Source organism: Ruania suaedae (assembly GCF_021049265.1).
GTDB classification, from domain to species: domain Bacteria; phylum Actinomycetota; class Actinomycetes; order Actinomycetales; family Beutenbergiaceae; genus Ruania; species Ruania suaedae.
Window position 1 is genome coordinate 1,632,612 of the sequence record NZ_CP088018.1, and the last position, 15,698, is coordinate 1,648,309.

At 69.4% G+C, this 15,698-nt stretch carries 15 protein-coding genes; 10 read left to right on the forward strand and 5 right to left on the reverse strand.

The genetic code is table 11. From position 1 onward, the window contains the following. Nucleotides 1-12: 12 nt before the first annotated feature. Entirely contained in the window at nucleotides 13-846 is an 834-nt protein-coding gene (locus LQF12_RS07545) for a class I SAM-dependent methyltransferase (protein WP_231055344.1), read from the reverse strand. 187 nt (nucleotides 847-1,033) lie between these two features. Between LQF12_RS07545 and rpsA the strand changes: the two genes are divergently transcribed. From rpsA to coaE, 3 genes are all read left to right on the forward strand, one after another. Next, the gene (gene rpsA / locus LQF12_RS07550) at nucleotides 1,034-2,536 is read left to right on the forward strand and encodes a 30S ribosomal protein S1 (RefSeq protein WP_231055345.1); all 1,503 of its coding nucleotides are present in this window, start codon (nucleotides 1,034-1,036) and stop codon (nucleotides 2,534-2,536) included. Between the two features lie 109 nt (nucleotides 2,537-2,645). Next, nucleotides 2,646-3,284 carry a pyroglutamyl-peptidase I gene (locus LQF12_RS07555; RefSeq protein WP_231055346.1) on the forward strand — a complete coding sequence of 213 codons (639 nt, stop codon included), beginning with the start codon at nucleotides 2,646-2,648 and terminating at the stop codon, nucleotides 3,282-3,284. After that, a complete protein-coding gene (gene coaE / locus LQF12_RS07560) occupies nucleotides 3,281-4,501 on the forward strand; it encodes a dephospho-CoA kinase (protein WP_290370748.1) in 1,221 nt (406 codons plus the stop codon). The genes LQF12_RS07555 and coaE overlap by 4 nt, the downstream gene beginning before the upstream one ends. Before the next feature lie 69 nt (nucleotides 4,502-4,570). On the opposite strand, the gene LQF12_RS07565 is transcribed toward coaE, so the two are convergent. Together LQF12_RS07565 and LQF12_RS07570 are read right to left on the reverse strand one after the other, a co-directional pair. Continuing rightward, complete coding sequence (locus LQF12_RS07565) at nucleotides 4,571-4,999, reverse strand: OsmC family peroxiredoxin (protein ID WP_231055347.1); 429 nt, start codon at nucleotides 4,997-4,999, stop codon at nucleotides 4,571-4,573. A 52-nt stretch (nucleotides 5,000-5,051) separates the two neighbouring features. Beyond that, nucleotides 5,052-5,750 carry an alpha/beta hydrolase gene (locus tag LQF12_RS07570; protein WP_231055348.1) on the reverse strand — a complete coding sequence of 233 codons (699 nt, stop codon included), beginning with the start codon at nucleotides 5,748-5,750 and terminating at the stop codon, nucleotides 5,052-5,054. A gap of 39 nt (nucleotides 5,751-5,789) precedes the next feature. Between LQF12_RS07570 and uvrB the strand changes: the two genes are divergently transcribed. After that, nucleotides 5,790-7,874, forward strand: a complete 2,085-nt coding sequence (gene uvrB, locus LQF12_RS07575) for an excinuclease ABC subunit UvrB (RefSeq protein ID WP_290370749.1) — start codon at nucleotides 5,790-5,792, stop codon at nucleotides 7,872-7,874. 34 nt (nucleotides 7,875-7,908) lie between these two features. Here the strand turns inward: uvrB and LQF12_RS07580 are convergent, their stop codons facing one another. Beyond that, nucleotides 7,909-8,892, reverse strand: a complete 984-nt coding sequence (locus LQF12_RS07580) for an N-acetylglucosamine kinase (RefSeq protein WP_231055349.1) — start codon at nucleotides 8,890-8,892, stop codon at nucleotides 7,909-7,911. 81 nt (nucleotides 8,893-8,973) lie between these two features. On the opposite strand from LQF12_RS07580, the gene LQF12_RS07585 reads away from it, so the two are divergent. From LQF12_RS07585 to LQF12_RS07610, 6 genes are all read left to right on the forward strand, one after another. After that, nucleotides 8,974-9,876, forward strand: a complete 903-nt coding sequence (locus LQF12_RS07585) for a MurR/RpiR family transcriptional regulator (protein WP_231055350.1) — start codon at nucleotides 8,974-8,976, stop codon at nucleotides 9,874-9,876. Between the two features lie 44 nt (nucleotides 9,877-9,920). Further along, the gene (locus tag LQF12_RS07590; protein ID WP_231055351.1) at nucleotides 9,921-10,676 is read left to right on the forward strand and encodes a sugar isomerase domain-containing protein; all 756 of its coding nucleotides are present in this window, start codon (nucleotides 9,921-9,923) and stop codon (nucleotides 10,674-10,676) included. Nucleotides 10,677-10,733: 57 nt separating this feature from the next. After that, nucleotides 10,734-12,167: an N-acetylglucosamine/diacetylchitobiose ABC transporter substrate-binding protein gene (gene ngcE / locus LQF12_RS07595; protein WP_231055352.1), complete on the forward strand. Its 1,434-nt coding sequence runs from the start codon at nucleotides 10,734-10,736 to the stop codon at nucleotides 12,165-12,167. Continuing rightward, nucleotides 12,164-13,183: a carbohydrate ABC transporter permease gene (locus tag LQF12_RS07600; RefSeq protein ID WP_231055353.1), complete on the forward strand. Its 1,020-nt coding sequence runs from the start codon at nucleotides 12,164-12,166 to the stop codon at nucleotides 13,181-13,183. Before ngcE ends, LQF12_RS07600 begins: the two co-directional genes overlap by 4 nt. Continuing rightward, nucleotides 13,180-14,055 carry a carbohydrate ABC transporter permease gene (locus LQF12_RS07605; RefSeq protein WP_231055354.1) on the forward strand — a complete coding sequence of 292 codons (876 nt, stop codon included), beginning with the start codon at nucleotides 13,180-13,182 and terminating at the stop codon, nucleotides 14,053-14,055. Before LQF12_RS07600 ends, LQF12_RS07605 begins: the two co-directional genes overlap by 4 nt. Nucleotides 14,056-14,330: 275 nt before the next feature. Next, nucleotides 14,331-15,377: a TerC family protein gene (locus tag LQF12_RS07610; protein WP_231055355.1), complete on the forward strand. Its 1,047-nt coding sequence runs from the start codon at nucleotides 14,331-14,333 to the stop codon at nucleotides 15,375-15,377. A 6-nt stretch (nucleotides 15,378-15,383) separates the two neighbouring features. Here LQF12_RS07610 and LQF12_RS07615 read toward each other — a convergent pair whose 3' ends face one another. After that, nucleotides 15,384-15,680, reverse strand: coding sequence for a YciI family protein (locus LQF12_RS07615; RefSeq protein ID WP_231055356.1), 297 nt, complete (start codon nucleotides 15,678-15,680; stop codon nucleotides 15,384-15,386). Nucleotides 15,681-15,698 lie beyond the last annotated feature (18 nt).

Consider the following 15,698-nt stretch of genomic DNA (forward strand, 5'->3'; position numbering starts at 1 on the left):
GCCTGATCCTGGTCACCGCAACTCGGCCACCAGGATCATCGTGCCGGGCAGCAGGGCGCCACGTTCGGGGCCCCAGCCGCCCCACACGTGGGTGTTGCCCGGCTGCCACTCCGGCTCGACCAGGTCCACCACGGTGAATCCGGCAGCGACCAGGTCGCGGACGTGGTCGCCGACCGTCCGGTGGAACTCGGCGTACAGCGGCCGGCCGGAGGCATCGAGCTCGGCGTACGGGGTCCGGTCGAAGTACGGGCGGACCACGGTCAGTCCCGCCGAGGTGGGATCGTCCGGGAAGGCCCATCGCATCGGGTGGACCACGGCGCACACCCACCTCCCACCGGGGCGGAGCACCCGCGCCGCCTCGGCATGCACCCGATGGGCGTCGGGGACGAACGGGATCGCGCCGAAGGCGGTGAAGACGACGTCGACGGAGCCATCGCGCAGCGGGAGAGCGCGCGCATCGGCCACCACATAGGGCACCGGAACGCCGGTACGCCGATCGAGTTCCGCTGCCGCGCGCGCCATCCCCGGCGCCACGTCCGAGGCGGTCACCTCGACGCCGCGTGAGCGCAGCCACCGTGAACACTGCGCCGCCCCGGCGCCGATCTCGAGCACCCGGGACGCCCGGAGCGAGGCGAGATCGCCCAGTAGCGCGGCCTCGGACTCGCGCAGCCCCTCCGGGCACCACCGGAAGTCGGCATCCCCGAGGAAATCGCCGTGCTCACCCAGATAGTCCGCGGCCTCCTCGGACCACCAGCGGGCGTTCGCCCCGGCCGCGGCCGCGGGATCGACCACCTCGTACCCGGCCCGCGTGGCGCCCTGGCGGCCCTCGCGATCGTGCTCGCTCATGCGCCCATCATCGCCTTTGCCACCACTTCCGATGTCGGGGTAGGATTGACGCGGTTATTCGTGCGTTCGTGCGCCCTGGGCGCATGTCGCGAGGGTAGCCACCGCGAGCGGCTTGTTCCGGACGAACCGCTCGTTGCTGTCCTGTGTCCGACCCACTATCCCTGTCCGCATCGGAGTCCAACACTCAATGACTATCACCAGCCCGGCCTCGACGAACACACCGCAGGTCGCGATCAACGACATCGGCTCGGAAGAGGACTTCCTCGCAGCCGTCGACGCGACCATCAAGTACTTCAATGACGGTGACATCGTCGAGGGCACGGTCGTCAAGGTCGACCGAGACGAGGTTCTCCTCGACATCGGTTACAAGACCGAAGGCGTCATCCTCTCGCGCGAGCTCTCCATCAAGCACGACGTCGACCCCGACGAGGTCGTCGCCGTCGGGGACGCCGTCGAGGCTCTCGTCCTCCAGAAGGAGGACAAGGAGGGCCGTCTACTGCTGTCCAAGAAGCGCGCCCAGTACGAGCGCGCCTGGGGCACCATCGAGAAGGTCAAGGAAGAGGACGGGGTCGTCACCGGCACCGTCATCGAGGTCGTCAAGGGCGGCCTGATCCTCGACATCGGCCTGCGCGGCTTCCTGCCCGCCTCCCTGGTCGAGATGCGCCGCGTGCGCGACCTGCAGCCGTACATCGGCCAGGAGATCGAGGCCAAGATCATCGAGCTCGACAAGAACCGCAACAACGTCGTGCTCTCCCGCCGCGCCTGGCTCGAGCAGACCCAGTCGGAGGTGCGCTCGACCTTCCTGCAGACGCTGCAGAAGGGCCAGGTGCGCCCCGGTGTGGTCTCCTCGATCGTCAACTTCGGTGCGTTCGTGGACCTGGGCGGCGTGGACGGCCTCGTGCACGTCTCCGAGCTGTCCTGGAAGCACATCGACCACCCGAACGAGATCGTGGAGGTCGGCCAGGAGGTCACCGTCGAGGTGCTCGACGTGGACTTCGACCGCGAGCGTGTCTCCCTCTCGCTCAAGGCCACCCAGGAGGACCCGTGGCAGGCCTTCGCCCGCACGCACGCCATCGGGCAGGTCGTGCCGGGTAAGGTCACCAAGCTCGTTCCTTTCGGTGCGTTCGTGCGCGTCGAGGACGGTATCGAGGGTCTGGTGCACATCTCCGAGCTGGCCCAGCGCCACGTCGAGGTGCCCGAGCAGGTCGCCAAGGTCGACGACGAGGTCTTCGTCAAGGTCATCGACATCGACCTGGAGCGTCGCCGGATCTCGCTGTCGCTGAAGCAGGCGAACGAGGGCTTCGACCCGACCAGCGACGACTTCGACCCGTCGCTGTACGGGATGGCCGCCGAGTACGACGAGCAGGGGAACTACAAGTACCCCGAGGGCTTCGACCCCGAGACCAACGAATGGCTCGAGGGCTACGAGACCCAGCGCGAGGCCTGGGAGGGCCAGTACGCGGCCGCCCACGAGCGCTGGGAGGCGCACAAGGCTCAGGTGCTGCGGGCCATCGAGGCCGACGCCGAGTCGGCGACGTCCTCGTCCTCCAGCTCGTCCTCGTCCAGCTCGAGCAGCAGTGCGGTGGAGTCCCCGGATTCCTCCTACACCTCGGCCCCGGTCGAGGCAGGCGGCACGCTGGCCTCCGACGAGGCGCTCGCCGCGCTGCGGGAGAAGCTCACCGGCAACTGATCGCCCCGATCGCCGGCGCATCCGGCCCGTCGCCTCTCCCGAGGCGGCGGGCCGGTCCGCGTCCGGGCCCCGAAGGGCCGGGCTACGGGCATCGAGTTACGCTGATTCGGTGACCGACGCCCCCGCCACGGTGCTGCTGACCGGCTTCGAACCCTTCGACGGCGCCGCCTCCAATCCGTCGATGGAGGCGGTACGGCTCGTGGCCGGCGCGTGGGAGCGGCCCGAAGCGCTCGTCGTGGCCGAGCTCCCGGTCTCCTACCGGCGCGCCGGGCAGGACCTGGACAAGCTGCTCCATGTGCACCGGCCGCAGGTCGCACTCGCCACCGGACTGGCGGCGGGCAGGAGCGAACTGAGCCTGGAACGGCTCGCCGTCAATCTCCGGGACGCGCGCATCCCCGACAACGACGGCGAGCAGCCCGTCGACACACCGGTCCAGGACGGGCCTGCCGCACGCTGGGCGACGCTGCCCCTCAAGCGCGCGCTGGCGGCGCTGACCGGCGCCGGTATCCCCGCCGCGCTGTCGATGACAGCCGGCACCTACGTGTGCAACGCCGTGGCCTACCGGCTGGCGGCGTGGGCGCAGCAGCGCCTCCCGGCGGCCGGCACCGCGCCACAGGCCGGGTTCGTGCACGTGCCCGGCGCCGACGTGCTCGCCCCCGCCACGGTGGCCGCCGGGCTCCGGATCGTGCTCGAGACCGCCCTGGCGGGCGGTCCCGACCTCGCGACGCCGGCGGGGAGCACATCGTGACGGCGCACGGGGTGCTGAGCGTGGGCCTGACCGGAGGAATCGGGGCAGGCAAGTCCACGGTGACGCGCATGCTCGAGGCGAGGGGCGCCGTCGTGATCGATGCCGACCTCCTCGCCCGGGAGGTCCTGGCACCCGGTACCCCGGGACTGGACGAGGTCTTCGCGACGTTCGGGGAGGCGGTGCGGGCCGGCGACGGCAGCCTGGACCGTGCCGCGCTCGCGCGGGTGGTCTTCGGCGACGAGGACGCGCGGCAGCGCCTGAACGCCATCGTGCACCCCCGCGTGCGCAGTGCCGCTGCCGAACGTGAGGCCACCCTGGGGCCCGGTGCGGTGGTGGTGCACGACATCCCGCTGCTGGTGGAGAACGATCTGGCTGCCGATCACCACCTCGTGATCGTCGTCGGGGCGCCGCAACGGGTACGGCTCGAGCGGCTCGGCGCGCGCGGGATGCCTGCCGAGGACGCGCGCGCTCGCATGGCCGCGCAGGCCGACGACACCGAGCGCCGGCGCGTGGCCGACGTATGGATCGACAACGGCGGTGCGCAGGATGAGACCGAGCGGCAGGTGGCCGAGCTGTGGGTGCACCGGATCGACACCTACGCCCACAACCTCCAGATGGCTGCCCTCGCCGAGCGACCCGTCGGTGCCACGCCGGTCCCCGACCCCGGCGGGCCACGCTCGTGGGCGGCCCAGGCGGCGGTGCTCGGCGAGCGGATACGCCGGGCCGGTGGCCCGCACATCCTCACGGTGGAGCACATCGGTTCCACGGCGGTCCCGGCGCTGGAGGCCAAGGACGTCCTGGACCTGCAGGTGGGCGTCGCCGACCTCGCCACGGCCCACGCCCTCGCCGGCCGGCTCACGGACGCCGGCTTCCCACCGGTACCGGGCGAGTGGTCCGATCGGCCCGAGGCGGGGGCCGATGACGAGGCGAGCGCCTGGACGAAGCTGTTGCACGCCAACGCCGACCCCGGCCGTCACGTCAACGCGCACGTGCGCGTGGCCGACGGCCCGGGCTGGCGGTACGCGCTGCTCTTCCGGGACTGGTTGCGCGCCGTCCCGTCCGAGCGGGAGGAGTACGCGCGCCTGAAGCGCTCGCTCGCGGCCCGGACCGCCACCACCGGCGCCTACGCCGAGGCGAAGGAGCCCTGGTTCGATCGGGCGTGGCCGCGGATGCAGGCATGGGCGCAGGCGACCGGGTGGCATCCGCCGACGCGCTAGGTGCACCTCGCCGGCGTCGGTGCCGAGCACCGACGTTGGCGGGCCGGGCCGCGTGCGAGGGTCTGCGGCTCAGGCGGCGAGGGTGGCGGCGAGCGTGATCGGGGTGGCCTTGAGGGCCTGGGAGACCGGGCAGCCCTCCTTCGCGGCGGCTGCGATGCGCTGGAAGTCCTCCTCCGTGATCCCCACCACCACGGCCGAGACCGTCAGCGCGATGCCGGTGATGCCGGTTCCCGGCTCGAAGGTGACCTCGGCGGCCGTGCTGACCGACTCCGGCGGTGTGCCGTGGCCGGCGAGCTCGTGGGAGAAGGCCATCGAGAAGCAGGAGGCGTGCGCGGCGGCGATGAGCTCCTCCGGGGTGGTGGTGCCGGCGCCGGGCTCGGTCCGGGCCTTCCAGGACACGTCGAACGTGCCGAGCCCCGAGGTCTCGAAGGTGGTCCGGCCGGAGCCGTTGGCCAGGTCCCCGGTCCAGGCGGTGGTGGCGTTGCTGACGACTGCCATGATCTCTCCTCAGGTGGTGCGGGTGGTCACCCCCATCCTGCCTCCTGGGTGCTCACCCGCGCAGGTGGCGCTCCAGGAATTCCGCGACGGCGGCCACCTCGACCGGTGAGACACCGTGTCCGAGACCGGGGTACCGGGTCACGGTCAGGTCGGTGTGGGCGGTGAGGAACGCCGTCGTGGTCTCGAACACCTCGGGCGGCAGCAACGGGTCGGCGGAGCCGTAACCGGAGAAGACCGGAGGGCGGATCTGTGCCAGCGCCTCATCGCCTGCCACCAGGCCGGGCACGAGGAAACCCGAGAGCACCACACCGCAGGCGAACAGCTCCGGATGGTGGCGCAGCAGCTGGGTCACCATCGCCCCACCCTGGGAGAAGCCGAGGAGTCCGACCGGGCCGGGCGTGCGCGCCAGCGCCTGCACCCCCTCCAGCCACCGCATCACCCCGGCGGTGGCGGCGGCCGCGATGCCCGGGTCCGGCGACCCGGCGCGGGCGATGTCCTCGATCGGGAACCACGCGTAGCCCGGATGGGCGGGCAGCGGGGCGCGCACGCTGGCCACGACGGCGTCCGGTGCCACCTGCGGTGCCAGGCCCGCCAGGTCGTGCTCGTCCGCCCCGTATCCGTGCAGGAGCACGAGCAGCGGACGCCGGTCGATGGCCTCGGCGCGCTCCTGCGGGGAGTACGGCGCAGGCAGGTGCCAGCGGACGGCATCGTCGTCGATCGGCAGACGGGTCGGTCGCGCGGAGGAGGCCACGGGGGCACCATGTCACACCCTGCGCGTACCGTAGTCCCCATGCGTCCCGTGACCGATCTGCAGCGCATCGTCGCCCCCTTCGAGGTGATCTCCGAGTACTCCCCGGCCGGGGATCAGCCCGCCGCCATCGCCGACCTGACCCAGCGGTTGCAGGCAGGCGAGAAGGACGTCGTGCTGCTGGGCGCCACCGGCACCGGGAAGTCGGCCACGACCGCCTGGCTGATCGAGCAGGTGCAGCGGCCGACGCTGGTGATGGCACCGAACAAGACCCTCGCTGCGCAGCTGGCCACGGAGTTCCGTGAGCTGCTGCCGAACAACGCGGTCGAGTACTTCGTCTCCTACTACGACTACTACCAGCCCGAGGCCTACGTCCCGCAGACCGATACCTATATCGAGAAGGACTCCTCCATCAACGACGAGGTGGAGCGGCTGCGTCACTCGGCCACCAACAACCTGCTGACCCGCCGGGACGTCGTGGTGGTCGCCTCGGTCTCCTGCATCTACGGCCTCGGGACCCCGCAGGAGTACGTGGACCGGATGGTGCCGCTGCGGGTGGGGGATCAGATGGAGCGGGACGACCTGCTCCGTCAGTTCGTCACGATGCAGTACACCCGCAACGACATGGCCTTCACGCGTGGCACCTTCCGGGTGCGCGGGGACACCATCGAGATCATCCCGGTCTACGAGGAGATGGCCGTCCGGATCGAGATGTTCGGGGACGAGATCGAATCCCTGGCCACGTTGCACCCGCTCACCGGCGAGGTGGTGCGTACCGAGTCCGAGCTCTACCTGTTCCCCGCCACCCACTACGTCGCGGGTCCCGAGCGGATGGAACGCGCGATCACCACGATCGAGGCCGAGCTGGAGGAGCGCCTGGCCGAGCTGGAGCGGCAGAACAAGCTGCTGGAGGCCCAGCGGCTGCGGATGCGCACCACCTACGACATCGAGATGATGCGCGAGATCGGCTCGTGCTCGGGCATCGAGAACTACTCCCGGCACATCGACGGGCGCGAGGGCGGCACGGCTCCGCACACGTTGCTGGACTACTTCCCCGAGGACTTCCTGCTCGTCATCGACGAGTCGCACGTGACCGTGCCGCAGATCGGTGCGATGTACGAGGGCGACATGTCGCGCAAGCGCACCCTCGTCGATCACGGGTTCCGTCTTCCCAGCGCGATGGACAACCGGCCGCTGCGCTGGGAGGAGTTCCTCGAGCGGATCGGCCAGACCGTGTACCTGTCCGCCACGCCGGGCAACTACGAACTCGGCCAGTCCGACGGCGTGGTCGAGCAGATCATCCGGCCGACCGGACTCATCGATCCGGAGGTCGTGGTCAAGCCCACCCAGGGTCAGATCGACGACCTGCTCGCCGAGATCACCGAGCGCACGCAGCGTGATGAGCGCGTGCTCGTGACCACCCTGACGAAGAAGATGTCCGAGGACCTCACCGACTACCTGCTCGAGCGCGGGGTGCAGGTGCGCTACCTGCACTCCGAGGTCGACACCCTCCGGCGCGTCGAGCTGCTCCGGGAGCTGCGGATGGGGACATTCGACGTGCTGGTCGGCATCAACCTGCTGCGGGAGGGGCTTGACCTGCCGGAGGTCTCGCTGGTCAGCATCCTGGACGCGGACAAGGAGGGGTTCCTGCGCTCGGGAACCTCGCTGATCCAGACCATCGGCCGGGCGGCGCGCAACGTCTCCGGGCAGGTGCACATGTACGCGGACACGATCACCGCCTCGATGCAGCACGCGATCGAGGAGACCAATCGTAGGCGGGACAAGCAGCTGGCCTACAACGCCGAGATGGGGATCGACCCGACGCCGTTGCGCAAGCGCATCGGCGACATCACCGACATGCTCACCCGCGAGGACATCGACACCAAGGAACTCCTCGAGGGTGGCTACCGGCAGGCCAAGGGCGGCAGGAAGCAGGCGGGCGCGGGCGGAGCCCGGGAGAAGCTGGCCGGTGCCGCCGCCAGCGACCTGGCGGACCTGATCCAGCAGCTGAACGAGCAGATGCTGTCCGCGGCGGACGAGCTGCAGTTCGAGCTGGCCGCCCGGCTGCGGGACGAGATCTCCGACCTGAAGAAGGAGCTGCGGCAGATGACCCAGGCCACCGCCTGAGCGAGGGCCGGCTGATCGGCCCCCGCCGCCACCGTCAGCGGCGGGCGCCCACCGTCTCGGTCAACCGGTCGAAGACGGGCTCGGTGACCGTGACCCCACCGCGGCGCAGGGCGAGATTGGCCGCGCCGACCAGCCCGTCGGAGGTGAGGAGCGGCTCCTGCTCCGGCAGCGCCGCGCCGACGAGCGCCGCGACGGCCGGCTGCTGGACCAGCACACTGCCACCGAAGACGACGGGGCCGGGGATGTCCTCGACCAGCATCGCCTCGAGCGCTGCACGCAGCGCCGTCCCCGCCTCCTCCACGATGGCGGCCGCCGTCGCGTCCCCCGCCGTCGCGGCCTCGAAGGCGAGCGGTGCCAGGCGTGCCAGCTCGACCGGGCGCCAGGTGTAGAGCACGTCGACCGCGTGCTGGATCGCTCCCGGGCGTCCCTCCACCTCGGCGGGGGCAGCGGGGTCGACCTCGAGGGCGTCGAAGAGGGCAGCGGTGAGGGTGGTCGGCGCGGCCCGGCCGTCCAGCGCGGCCAGGCCGGCGCGCACGACCTGGTGCCCGACCCAGAATCCCGAACCGGCATCGCCTAGGAGCCAGCCGAGACCGTCGGTGACCGACTCGAGCTCGAAGCCGCGCACCCGCACCGCGACGGCGCCGGTCCCGGCGACCACCCCGTACCCGTCCGGCTGCGGAGTGGCCGAAAGGAAGGCGGCGAGCAGGTCAGGCTCGAGCGACAGCGAGATCCCGATGCCCGCCTCGTGCAGCGGGCCATTCAGCCAGTCGACCCGCCGCGCGACGCGACCGCCGGCCATCGCTGCGATCCCGCCGGCGAGCGTCCCGGCGCCGAGCTCGGCGTCGGCCAGCGCCGCGCGGGTCGCGGCCAGCACGTTCTGGGCGGCCAGCTCGGGCCCGGCGCTGATCGGGTTGCCCGTTCCGGCGCGGCCGAGGCCGAGGCATGTCCCATCCGCGAGCACCAGTGCCGCACGTGTGGACGTACCCCCGGCATCGATGCCGAGATAACAGTTGGTCACGATTCCTCCGAGACGCTTGACGAAGCTCGAACCTGAGAATACCTTTCACGTACTTCAGCGGACAAGCGAGAGGGATTTTCAGTGGCGAGCACGGTGACCGAGGTCGACCGGAACCTCCGCGTGACCGAGCGTATCCATGCCAACCGGGCATTGATGTCGGTGGCGATGCGCAAGATCGCCGATGTCGTGCTGGCCGACCCCACCGCACCGCTGGAGCTCTCGATCACCGAGCTGGCCGATCGCGCGGGTACCTCCCCGGCGACCGTCACCCGATTCTGCCGCCAGCTCGGGTACCCCGGCTACGTGCAGTTCCGCGTCGGCGTGGCCACCGACTCCGGTCGCGGTGAGGATCCCGACGCCGAGACCTGGCGCCTGGAGATGGGACGCACGCTCGACCCGGACGACTCTCCTGACGACGTGCTGCGCGCGCTGCTCAATGCGCACGTGCGGTCGTTGCGCGCCACGGCGGACGTGCTCGACCTCGCACGGGTCACCGAGGTCGCCCGGCGGATCACCGGCGCGGCGCACCTCGACATCTATGGCACCGGCGGGAGCTTCTCGATGGCCGACGAGATGCGCACCCGGCTCTACCGCATCGGCGTCAACGCCCACTCCTGGGGAGACGTGCACGCCGGCCTGGCGAGCGCCTCGATCCAGGGGCCGCGGACCACCGCGATCGGGATCTCGAACAGCGGCCGTACCCGCGAGACGATCGACATGCTCGCGCGCGCCCAGCGTTCGGGGGCGTTCACGGTGGCCATCACCAGTTTCCCGTCCTCGCCGCTGGCACAGCTCGCCGACGTGAGCCTGCTCGCCTCGGTCCCGGAGCAATACCTGCACCCGGCGGATCTGTCCGCCAAGCACTCCCAGCTGTTCGTCCTCGATGTGCTCTATCTCATCGTGGCTCAGCAGGACTACAGCGGTGCGGCGGCGAAGATCGCGGCCTCGGCCGACGCCGTGGCGGCACGGCGACGCCCCGACTGACCCAGGCCACCTGACGACCCCCGACCACGACCGAGAGGAACCCGATGATCGACACCGTGTCCGACTTCCACCGAGAGGTGACCGGCCGGCTGGACACCCTGGCCCAGCGTGCTGCCGACGGCGCATTCGACCCCGCCGTCGACCTGCTGGTCTCCTCGCTCGACGCCGGTGGTGTGATCCAGGCCTTCGGCACGGGGCACTCCGAGGCGTTCGCGATGGAGATCGCCGGCCGCGCCGGCGGCCTCATCCCGACCACCCGGATCTCGTTGCGCGATGTCGTGCTGCACGGTGACCGCCCGGTGGCCGATCTCGAGGGCGCGACCATGGAGCGCGACCCCGACGTCGTGTCCGAGCTGCTGGCGGCCTCGCCGCTGCACCCGGAGGACATCTTCGTCATCGCGTCGAACTCGGGTGTGAACGGCTCCATCGTCGGGTTGGCCCTGGCGGTCAAGGAGCGCGGGCACAAGGTCATCGCGGTCACGAGCATGGAGCACACCATGGCGGTGCCCGTGAAGCACCCGAGCGGGCAGCGCCTCGCCGACGTGGCCGACGTGGTCATCGACAACCTGGCCCCGTTCGGTGACGCGACGCTCACTCTCGGTGAGACCTACGGCGTCGGCGCGGTCTCCTCGCTGACCGCCGCGTTCATCGCCCAGGCACTCACGCTCGGCGTCACGGAGCGGATGCTGGCGGCGGGTTCGGTACCGCCGCTGTACATCTCGGCGAACTCCCCTGGAGGTGACGAGCACAACCATGCACTCGAGGAGCGATACCGCGGCCGGATCCGGCGTGCCGGCTGACCAGGCCCCGACCCATGCACTTCCCCCCACCCCCACCACAGAAAGGTCGATGACGACATGAACACCAAGCTGACCACCACCACCACCACCGACCGCCGGACCGTGCTCCGCGGCGGACTCATCACGGCCGCCAGCCTCCCGCTCGGCGTCACCCTGGCCTCGTGCGCCACCGGCGGTGGCGACGAGGAGGAGACCACCGACGGCGGCGAGGAGCCGGGCGGCGAGACCTCGGCGGACAACCCGTTCGGCATGGCGGCGGACACCACCGTCGACGCCGTCATCTTCGACGGCGGCTACGGGGTCGACTACGTCGAGTTCGCGGCCGAGATCTTCGCCGAGAACCACGAGGGCTCCTCCGTGGAGGTCTCCCCGTCCACCCAGATCGCCACCGAGCTGCAGCCGCGGTTCGTCGGCGGGAACCCGCCCGACCTGGTCGACAACTCCGGGGCCGGCTCCATCGGCTTCAACGCCATCCTGGACCAGCTCGAGGACCTCAACGCGGTCATCGACGCGCCGAACCTCGAGGGCACCACGATCCGGGACACCCTCTACGATGGCGTGCTGGCCCCCAGCACCTACGGTGACAAGCTCGCCGCGATCAACTACGTGCTGACCGTCTACGGCGTCTGGTACTCCGCCAGCCTGTTCGAGGAGAACGGCTGGACCCCGCCCACTACGTGGGACGAGGCGCTGGAGCTCGGTGCCGCGGCGCAGGAGCAGGATCTGTACCTGTTCGGCTGGGGTACCGAGGCCTCCACCTACTACCAGACGCTGGCGATCGAGTCGGCGATCAAGGAGGGTGGCGACGAGGTCCGCCTGGCGCTGGAGAACCTGGAGCCCGACTGCTGGTCGCAGGAGGCGGTCCAGGGTGTGTTCTCGGCGATGAAGGAGGCCGTGGACGCCGGGTACTTCAAGCCCGGTGGCTCGGGCACACAGTTCACCGCGGCGCAGGCGCAGTGGTCCAACACCCAAGAGTTCCTGCTCTACCCCTCCGGGTCCTGGATCGAGAACGAGATGCGCGACCAGACCACCGAAGGCTTCGAGATGATGGGCATCTCGTCGATGAGCCTCACCTCCGACCCGGCCCTGGGCCCCGACGCGCTGCACTCCACCGCGGGCGAGCCGTTCATCGTCCCCTCCGACGGCAACACCGCCGCCGGGATGGAGCTCCTGCGGACCATGCTGTCGAAGGAGTCGGCGGAGAACTTCGCCGCCACCAAGCTCGCCCCGACCATCGTGCGTGACACGGTCCCCGAGGACGGCTTCGGCTCCACCGCGCTGGTGTCCCAGACCGACCTGCTCTCGGCGGCGGGGGAGAACATCTTCACGTTCAACTTCGTCAACACCTACGGGATGAACCCCGAGCAGCTGCCGATCTGGAACTCCTTCCTCGACGGCAGCAAGTCCGTCGAGGACCTGACCAGCGAGCTCCAGGCCATCACCGACCGGATCCGGGAGGATGACACGATCGACAAGGTCGAGGTCTCATGACCCTCTCCGGCTCCGTCATCGACGGGCAGCCGCCGAACCAGACCACTCCGACGGGGCCCGTTCCCGGGCCCCGTCGGGGGCGCAAGAAGTGGACGCTGGACCGCGTCAGCTTCTTCGTGGTCTTCCTCGGACTGCCGCTGGCGCTCTTCCTCGTCTTCGTCATCAACCCGTTCATCCAGGCGGGGTACTACTCGCTGACGAACTGGTCGGGCTTCTCACCGGAGCAGGAGTTCGTCGGGCTGCAGAACTTCATCACCCTCGCCCAGGATCCGCGGTTCACCAACGCCGTGGGCAACAGCGTGGTGCTCGGCCTGGTGGTGCCCTTCGTGACGCTCTCGATCGCGCTGATCTTCGCAATCCTCATCACCATCGGTGGTGCCGGCCGCGGCCAGATCCGGGGTGTCAAGGGCGCCGGGTTCTACCGGGTGGTCTCGCTGTTTCCGTATGTGATCCCCGGCATCGCGATCGGCCTGATCTGGCGGTTGATCCTCGATCCCAGCAGCGGGCTGGTCAACGGCGTCCTGACAGGCCTGGGGCTGGACCAGTTCCAGTCCTTCGCCTGGCTCGGCAACATCACAACGGCGATGCCCGCCTCGATCTTCGTGATCGTGTGGGGCTTCGTGGGCTTCTACATGCTGCTGTTCATCGCCGCGATCAAGGGCATCCCGGCCGAGACCTACGAGGCGGCCCGTCTCGACGGCGCCGGCCGGGCGCGGATGAGTTGGTCGATCACGCTGCCGCTCATCCGTGACAACGTGCAGACGGCCTACATCTACATCGGCATCATGGCCCTGGACGCCTATGTGTACATGCAGGCGCTGAACCCCCAGGGTGGGCCCGACAGCTCGACGCTGGTGATGTCCCAGCAGCTGTTCCGCACGGCCTTTGCCGAGAGCAAGTTCGGCTACGCGAGCGCGATGGGTGTGGTGATCGCACTGGTCACCCTGGTGTTCGCCGCCCTGGTGTTCACCGTGAACCGGCTCACCGGTGGTCGAGACAGGGGAGGTGCCTCATGAGTGCGACAACCGCGCAGCGACCGAGCCGGAAGGTGGTGCCCGCCAAGGGTGACCGCCCGGTCGCGGCAGCCTCGCACGGGGCACTGGTGCTCTGGTGCGTGCTCGTCATCGCACCGATGCTGTGGACCCTGCTCAGTTCGTTCAAGACCTCGAGCGAGATCTTCGCCTCGCCGTTCGGGCTGCCGGCGGAGTGGAGCTTCACCAACTACGCCAACGCGTGGGTGGACTCCGGCCTCGGCGATGCGTTCATCAACACCGTCATCGTCGTCGGCACCGCCCTGGTGCTGGTGATGCTGCTGGGCTCGATGTGCGCCTACGTGCTCGGGCGGTTCGAGTTCTTCGGGCGCCGGGCGATCTACTACCTGATGCTCGCCGGCCTCACCTTCCCGGTGTTCCTGGCGATCGTGCCGCTGTTCTTCGTGCTGCAGAACCTCGGCCTGCTGGGCACGTTGCCCGGCCTGATCGTCACCTATGTCTCCTTCGCCCTGCCGTTCACGGTCTTCTTCCTCTACTCCTTCTTCCGGGGTCTGCCGGATGAGATCAGCGAGGCGGCGGCGATCGACGGCGCGGGGGAGTGGCGCACCTTCTTCCAGGTGATGTTGCCGATGGCACGCCCGGGCATGGCCTCGGTGGCGATCTTCAACTTCCTCGGGCTGTGGAACCAGTTCCTGCTGCCGGTGGCGCTGAACACCGACCGGGACAACTGGGTGCTCGCGCAGGTGCTGGCGAGCTTCATCTCCTCGGCAGGCTACGCCGTCGACTTCGGGGCGATGTTCGCCGCCGCCGTGGTGACGATCGTGCCGGTGCTGATCGCCTACATCGTCTTCCAGCGTCAGCTCCAGGGCTCGGTGAGCCAGGGAACGATGAAGTAGCAGCAACGAACCAGCACTGCACCACGCAGTGATTCTCATCTGACCCACCTGGGGCAGACCGAACCACCACCGGTGATCGGTCAGACCGTCCCAGGTGGGTCAGGTGCGTGTGGGGCGTGAACGAGGCGGGCCTGTTACGCTCGGCCGTTGGAGGGGAGTACCCCTTAAGCGGTGACGTCGTCAGTACAGACGAGCCAGTTCGTCTCGGTGTCATCGGCCCACCAGTGGTGGGGGAGACCTCCGGTGTACACCCACACTCACCGGAGGTTTTTCGCATGGACGTTCCCCTGTGGGCATGGATCGCCACGGTCGGCCTGATCGTCGTGATGCTCGCCGTCGACTTCGTCGGCCACGTGCGCAAGGCGCACGCACCGTCGCTGAAGGAGGCGGGCCTGTGGTCGGCCGGCTACGTGCTGATCGCCCTGCTCTTCGGCGTCTTCGTGCTGCTGGAGTGGGGATCGGACTACGGGCTGCAGTACTTCTCCGGCTACATCACCGAGAAGTCGCTCTCGGTGGACAACCTCTTCGTCTTCGTGCTGATCATGGCGAGCTTCCGGGTACCCCGGAAGTACCAGCAGAAGGTGCTGCTGATCGGCATCGTGATCGCGCTCGTGCTCCGCACGCTCTTCATCGTGGCCGGCGCGGCGATCGTCAACCAGTTCGCGTGGATCTTCTACATCTTCGGTGCGTTCCTCATCTACACCGCGATCACGCAGCTCAAGAAGACCGACGACGACGAGGAGTTCAAGGAGAACGCCGTGCTCCGGCTCGTGCGTCGCATCTTCCCGACGACCGAGGGTTACGTCGAGGACAAGATGTTCACCCGCGCCGCCGGCCGGATGCACGTGACGCCGATGTTCATCGTGATCCTCGCGATCGGCAGCGCTGACATCCTCTTCGCGGTCGATTCGATCCCGGCCATCTTCGGGCTGACCCAGGAGGTCTTCCTGATCTTCGCCGCAAACGCGTTCTCGCTGCTGGGGCTGCGCCAGCTGTACTTCCTCATCGACGGTCTGCTCGATCGTCTCGTCTACCTCAACTACGGGCTGGCGGCGATCCTGGCGTTCATCGGGGCCAAGCTGGTCATCCACGCCCTGCACGAGAACGACGTCTGGTTCATCAACTCCGGCGAGGAATGGCACGTGATCCCCGAGGTGGGGACCTACGTCTCGCTGATCGTGATCGTGGGGATCCTCACGATCACGACGGTGACGTCCCTGCTGGCCGGGCGGCGCAGCCACCAGGTGGACCCGGCCGCCCTGCCGCCGACGCAGGAGGACGACGACGAGCGGCGCGACTCCCTCGGCGACCTGTACCGCTGAGCCTGCTCAGGTGCGGTCGGCGAAGGCCCCGAGCACCGGGTTCCACGCCCGCACGGAACGGTGCGAGATCAGGTGGGCCCGGTGGAAGGGGTCCTCGTCGAGGATCTTCTTGACCTCGGTGTCGTTCTCGGCGGACACGAGCAGCAGCGCCCCCGGGGCGGCGTTGTCCAGCCACGGCCCGGAGGCCAGCACGGTGCCCTGCTCCGCCAGCTCGCCCAGGAAGGCGCGATGGTCGGGCCGGAGAGCGTCGATGTCGGCGGTCCGGGAGATGTCGTAGACGTACTCGACGGCGAAGGTACTCATGAGCGCACCCTACCGGGA

What these genes read in the sequence shown, in the direction of transcription:
- LQF12_RS07590 (WP_231055351.1), top strand. Translation starts at nt 9,921, where the DNA reads ATGATCGACACCGTGTCCGACTTCCACCGAGAGGTGACCGGCCGGCTG.
- rpsA (WP_231055345.1), top strand. Translation starts at nt 1,034, where the DNA reads ATGACTATCACCAGCCCGGCCTCGACGAACACACCGCAGGTCGCGATC.
- LQF12_RS07605 (WP_231055354.1), top strand. Translation starts at nt 13,180, where the DNA reads ATGAGTGCGACAACCGCGCAGCGACCGAGCCGGAAGGTGGTGCCCGCC.
- LQF12_RS07600 (WP_231055353.1), top strand. Translation starts at nt 12,164, where the DNA reads ATGACCCTCTCCGGCTCCGTCATCGACGGGCAGCCGCCGAACCAGACC.
- LQF12_RS07615 (WP_231055356.1), bottom strand. Translation starts at nt 15,680, where the DNA reads ATGAGTACCTTCGCCGTCGAGTACGTCTACGACATCTCCCGGACCGCC.
- LQF12_RS07565 (WP_231055347.1), bottom strand. Translation starts at nt 4,999, where the DNA reads ATGGCAGTCGTCAGCAACGCCACCACCGCCTGGACCGGGGACCTGGCC.
- ngcE (WP_231055352.1), top strand. Translation starts at nt 10,734, where the DNA reads ATGAACACCAAGCTGACCACCACCACCACCACCGACCGCCGGACCGTG.
- LQF12_RS07610 (WP_231055355.1), top strand. Translation starts at nt 14,331, where the DNA reads ATGGACGTTCCCCTGTGGGCATGGATCGCCACGGTCGGCCTGATCGTC.
- uvrB (WP_290370749.1), top strand. Translation starts at nt 5,790, where the DNA reads ATGCGTCCCGTGACCGATCTGCAGCGCATCGTCGCCCCCTTCGAGGTG.
- LQF12_RS07545 (WP_231055344.1), bottom strand. Translation starts at nt 846, where the DNA reads ATGAGCGAGCACGATCGCGAGGGCCGCCAGGGCGCCACGCGGGCCGGG.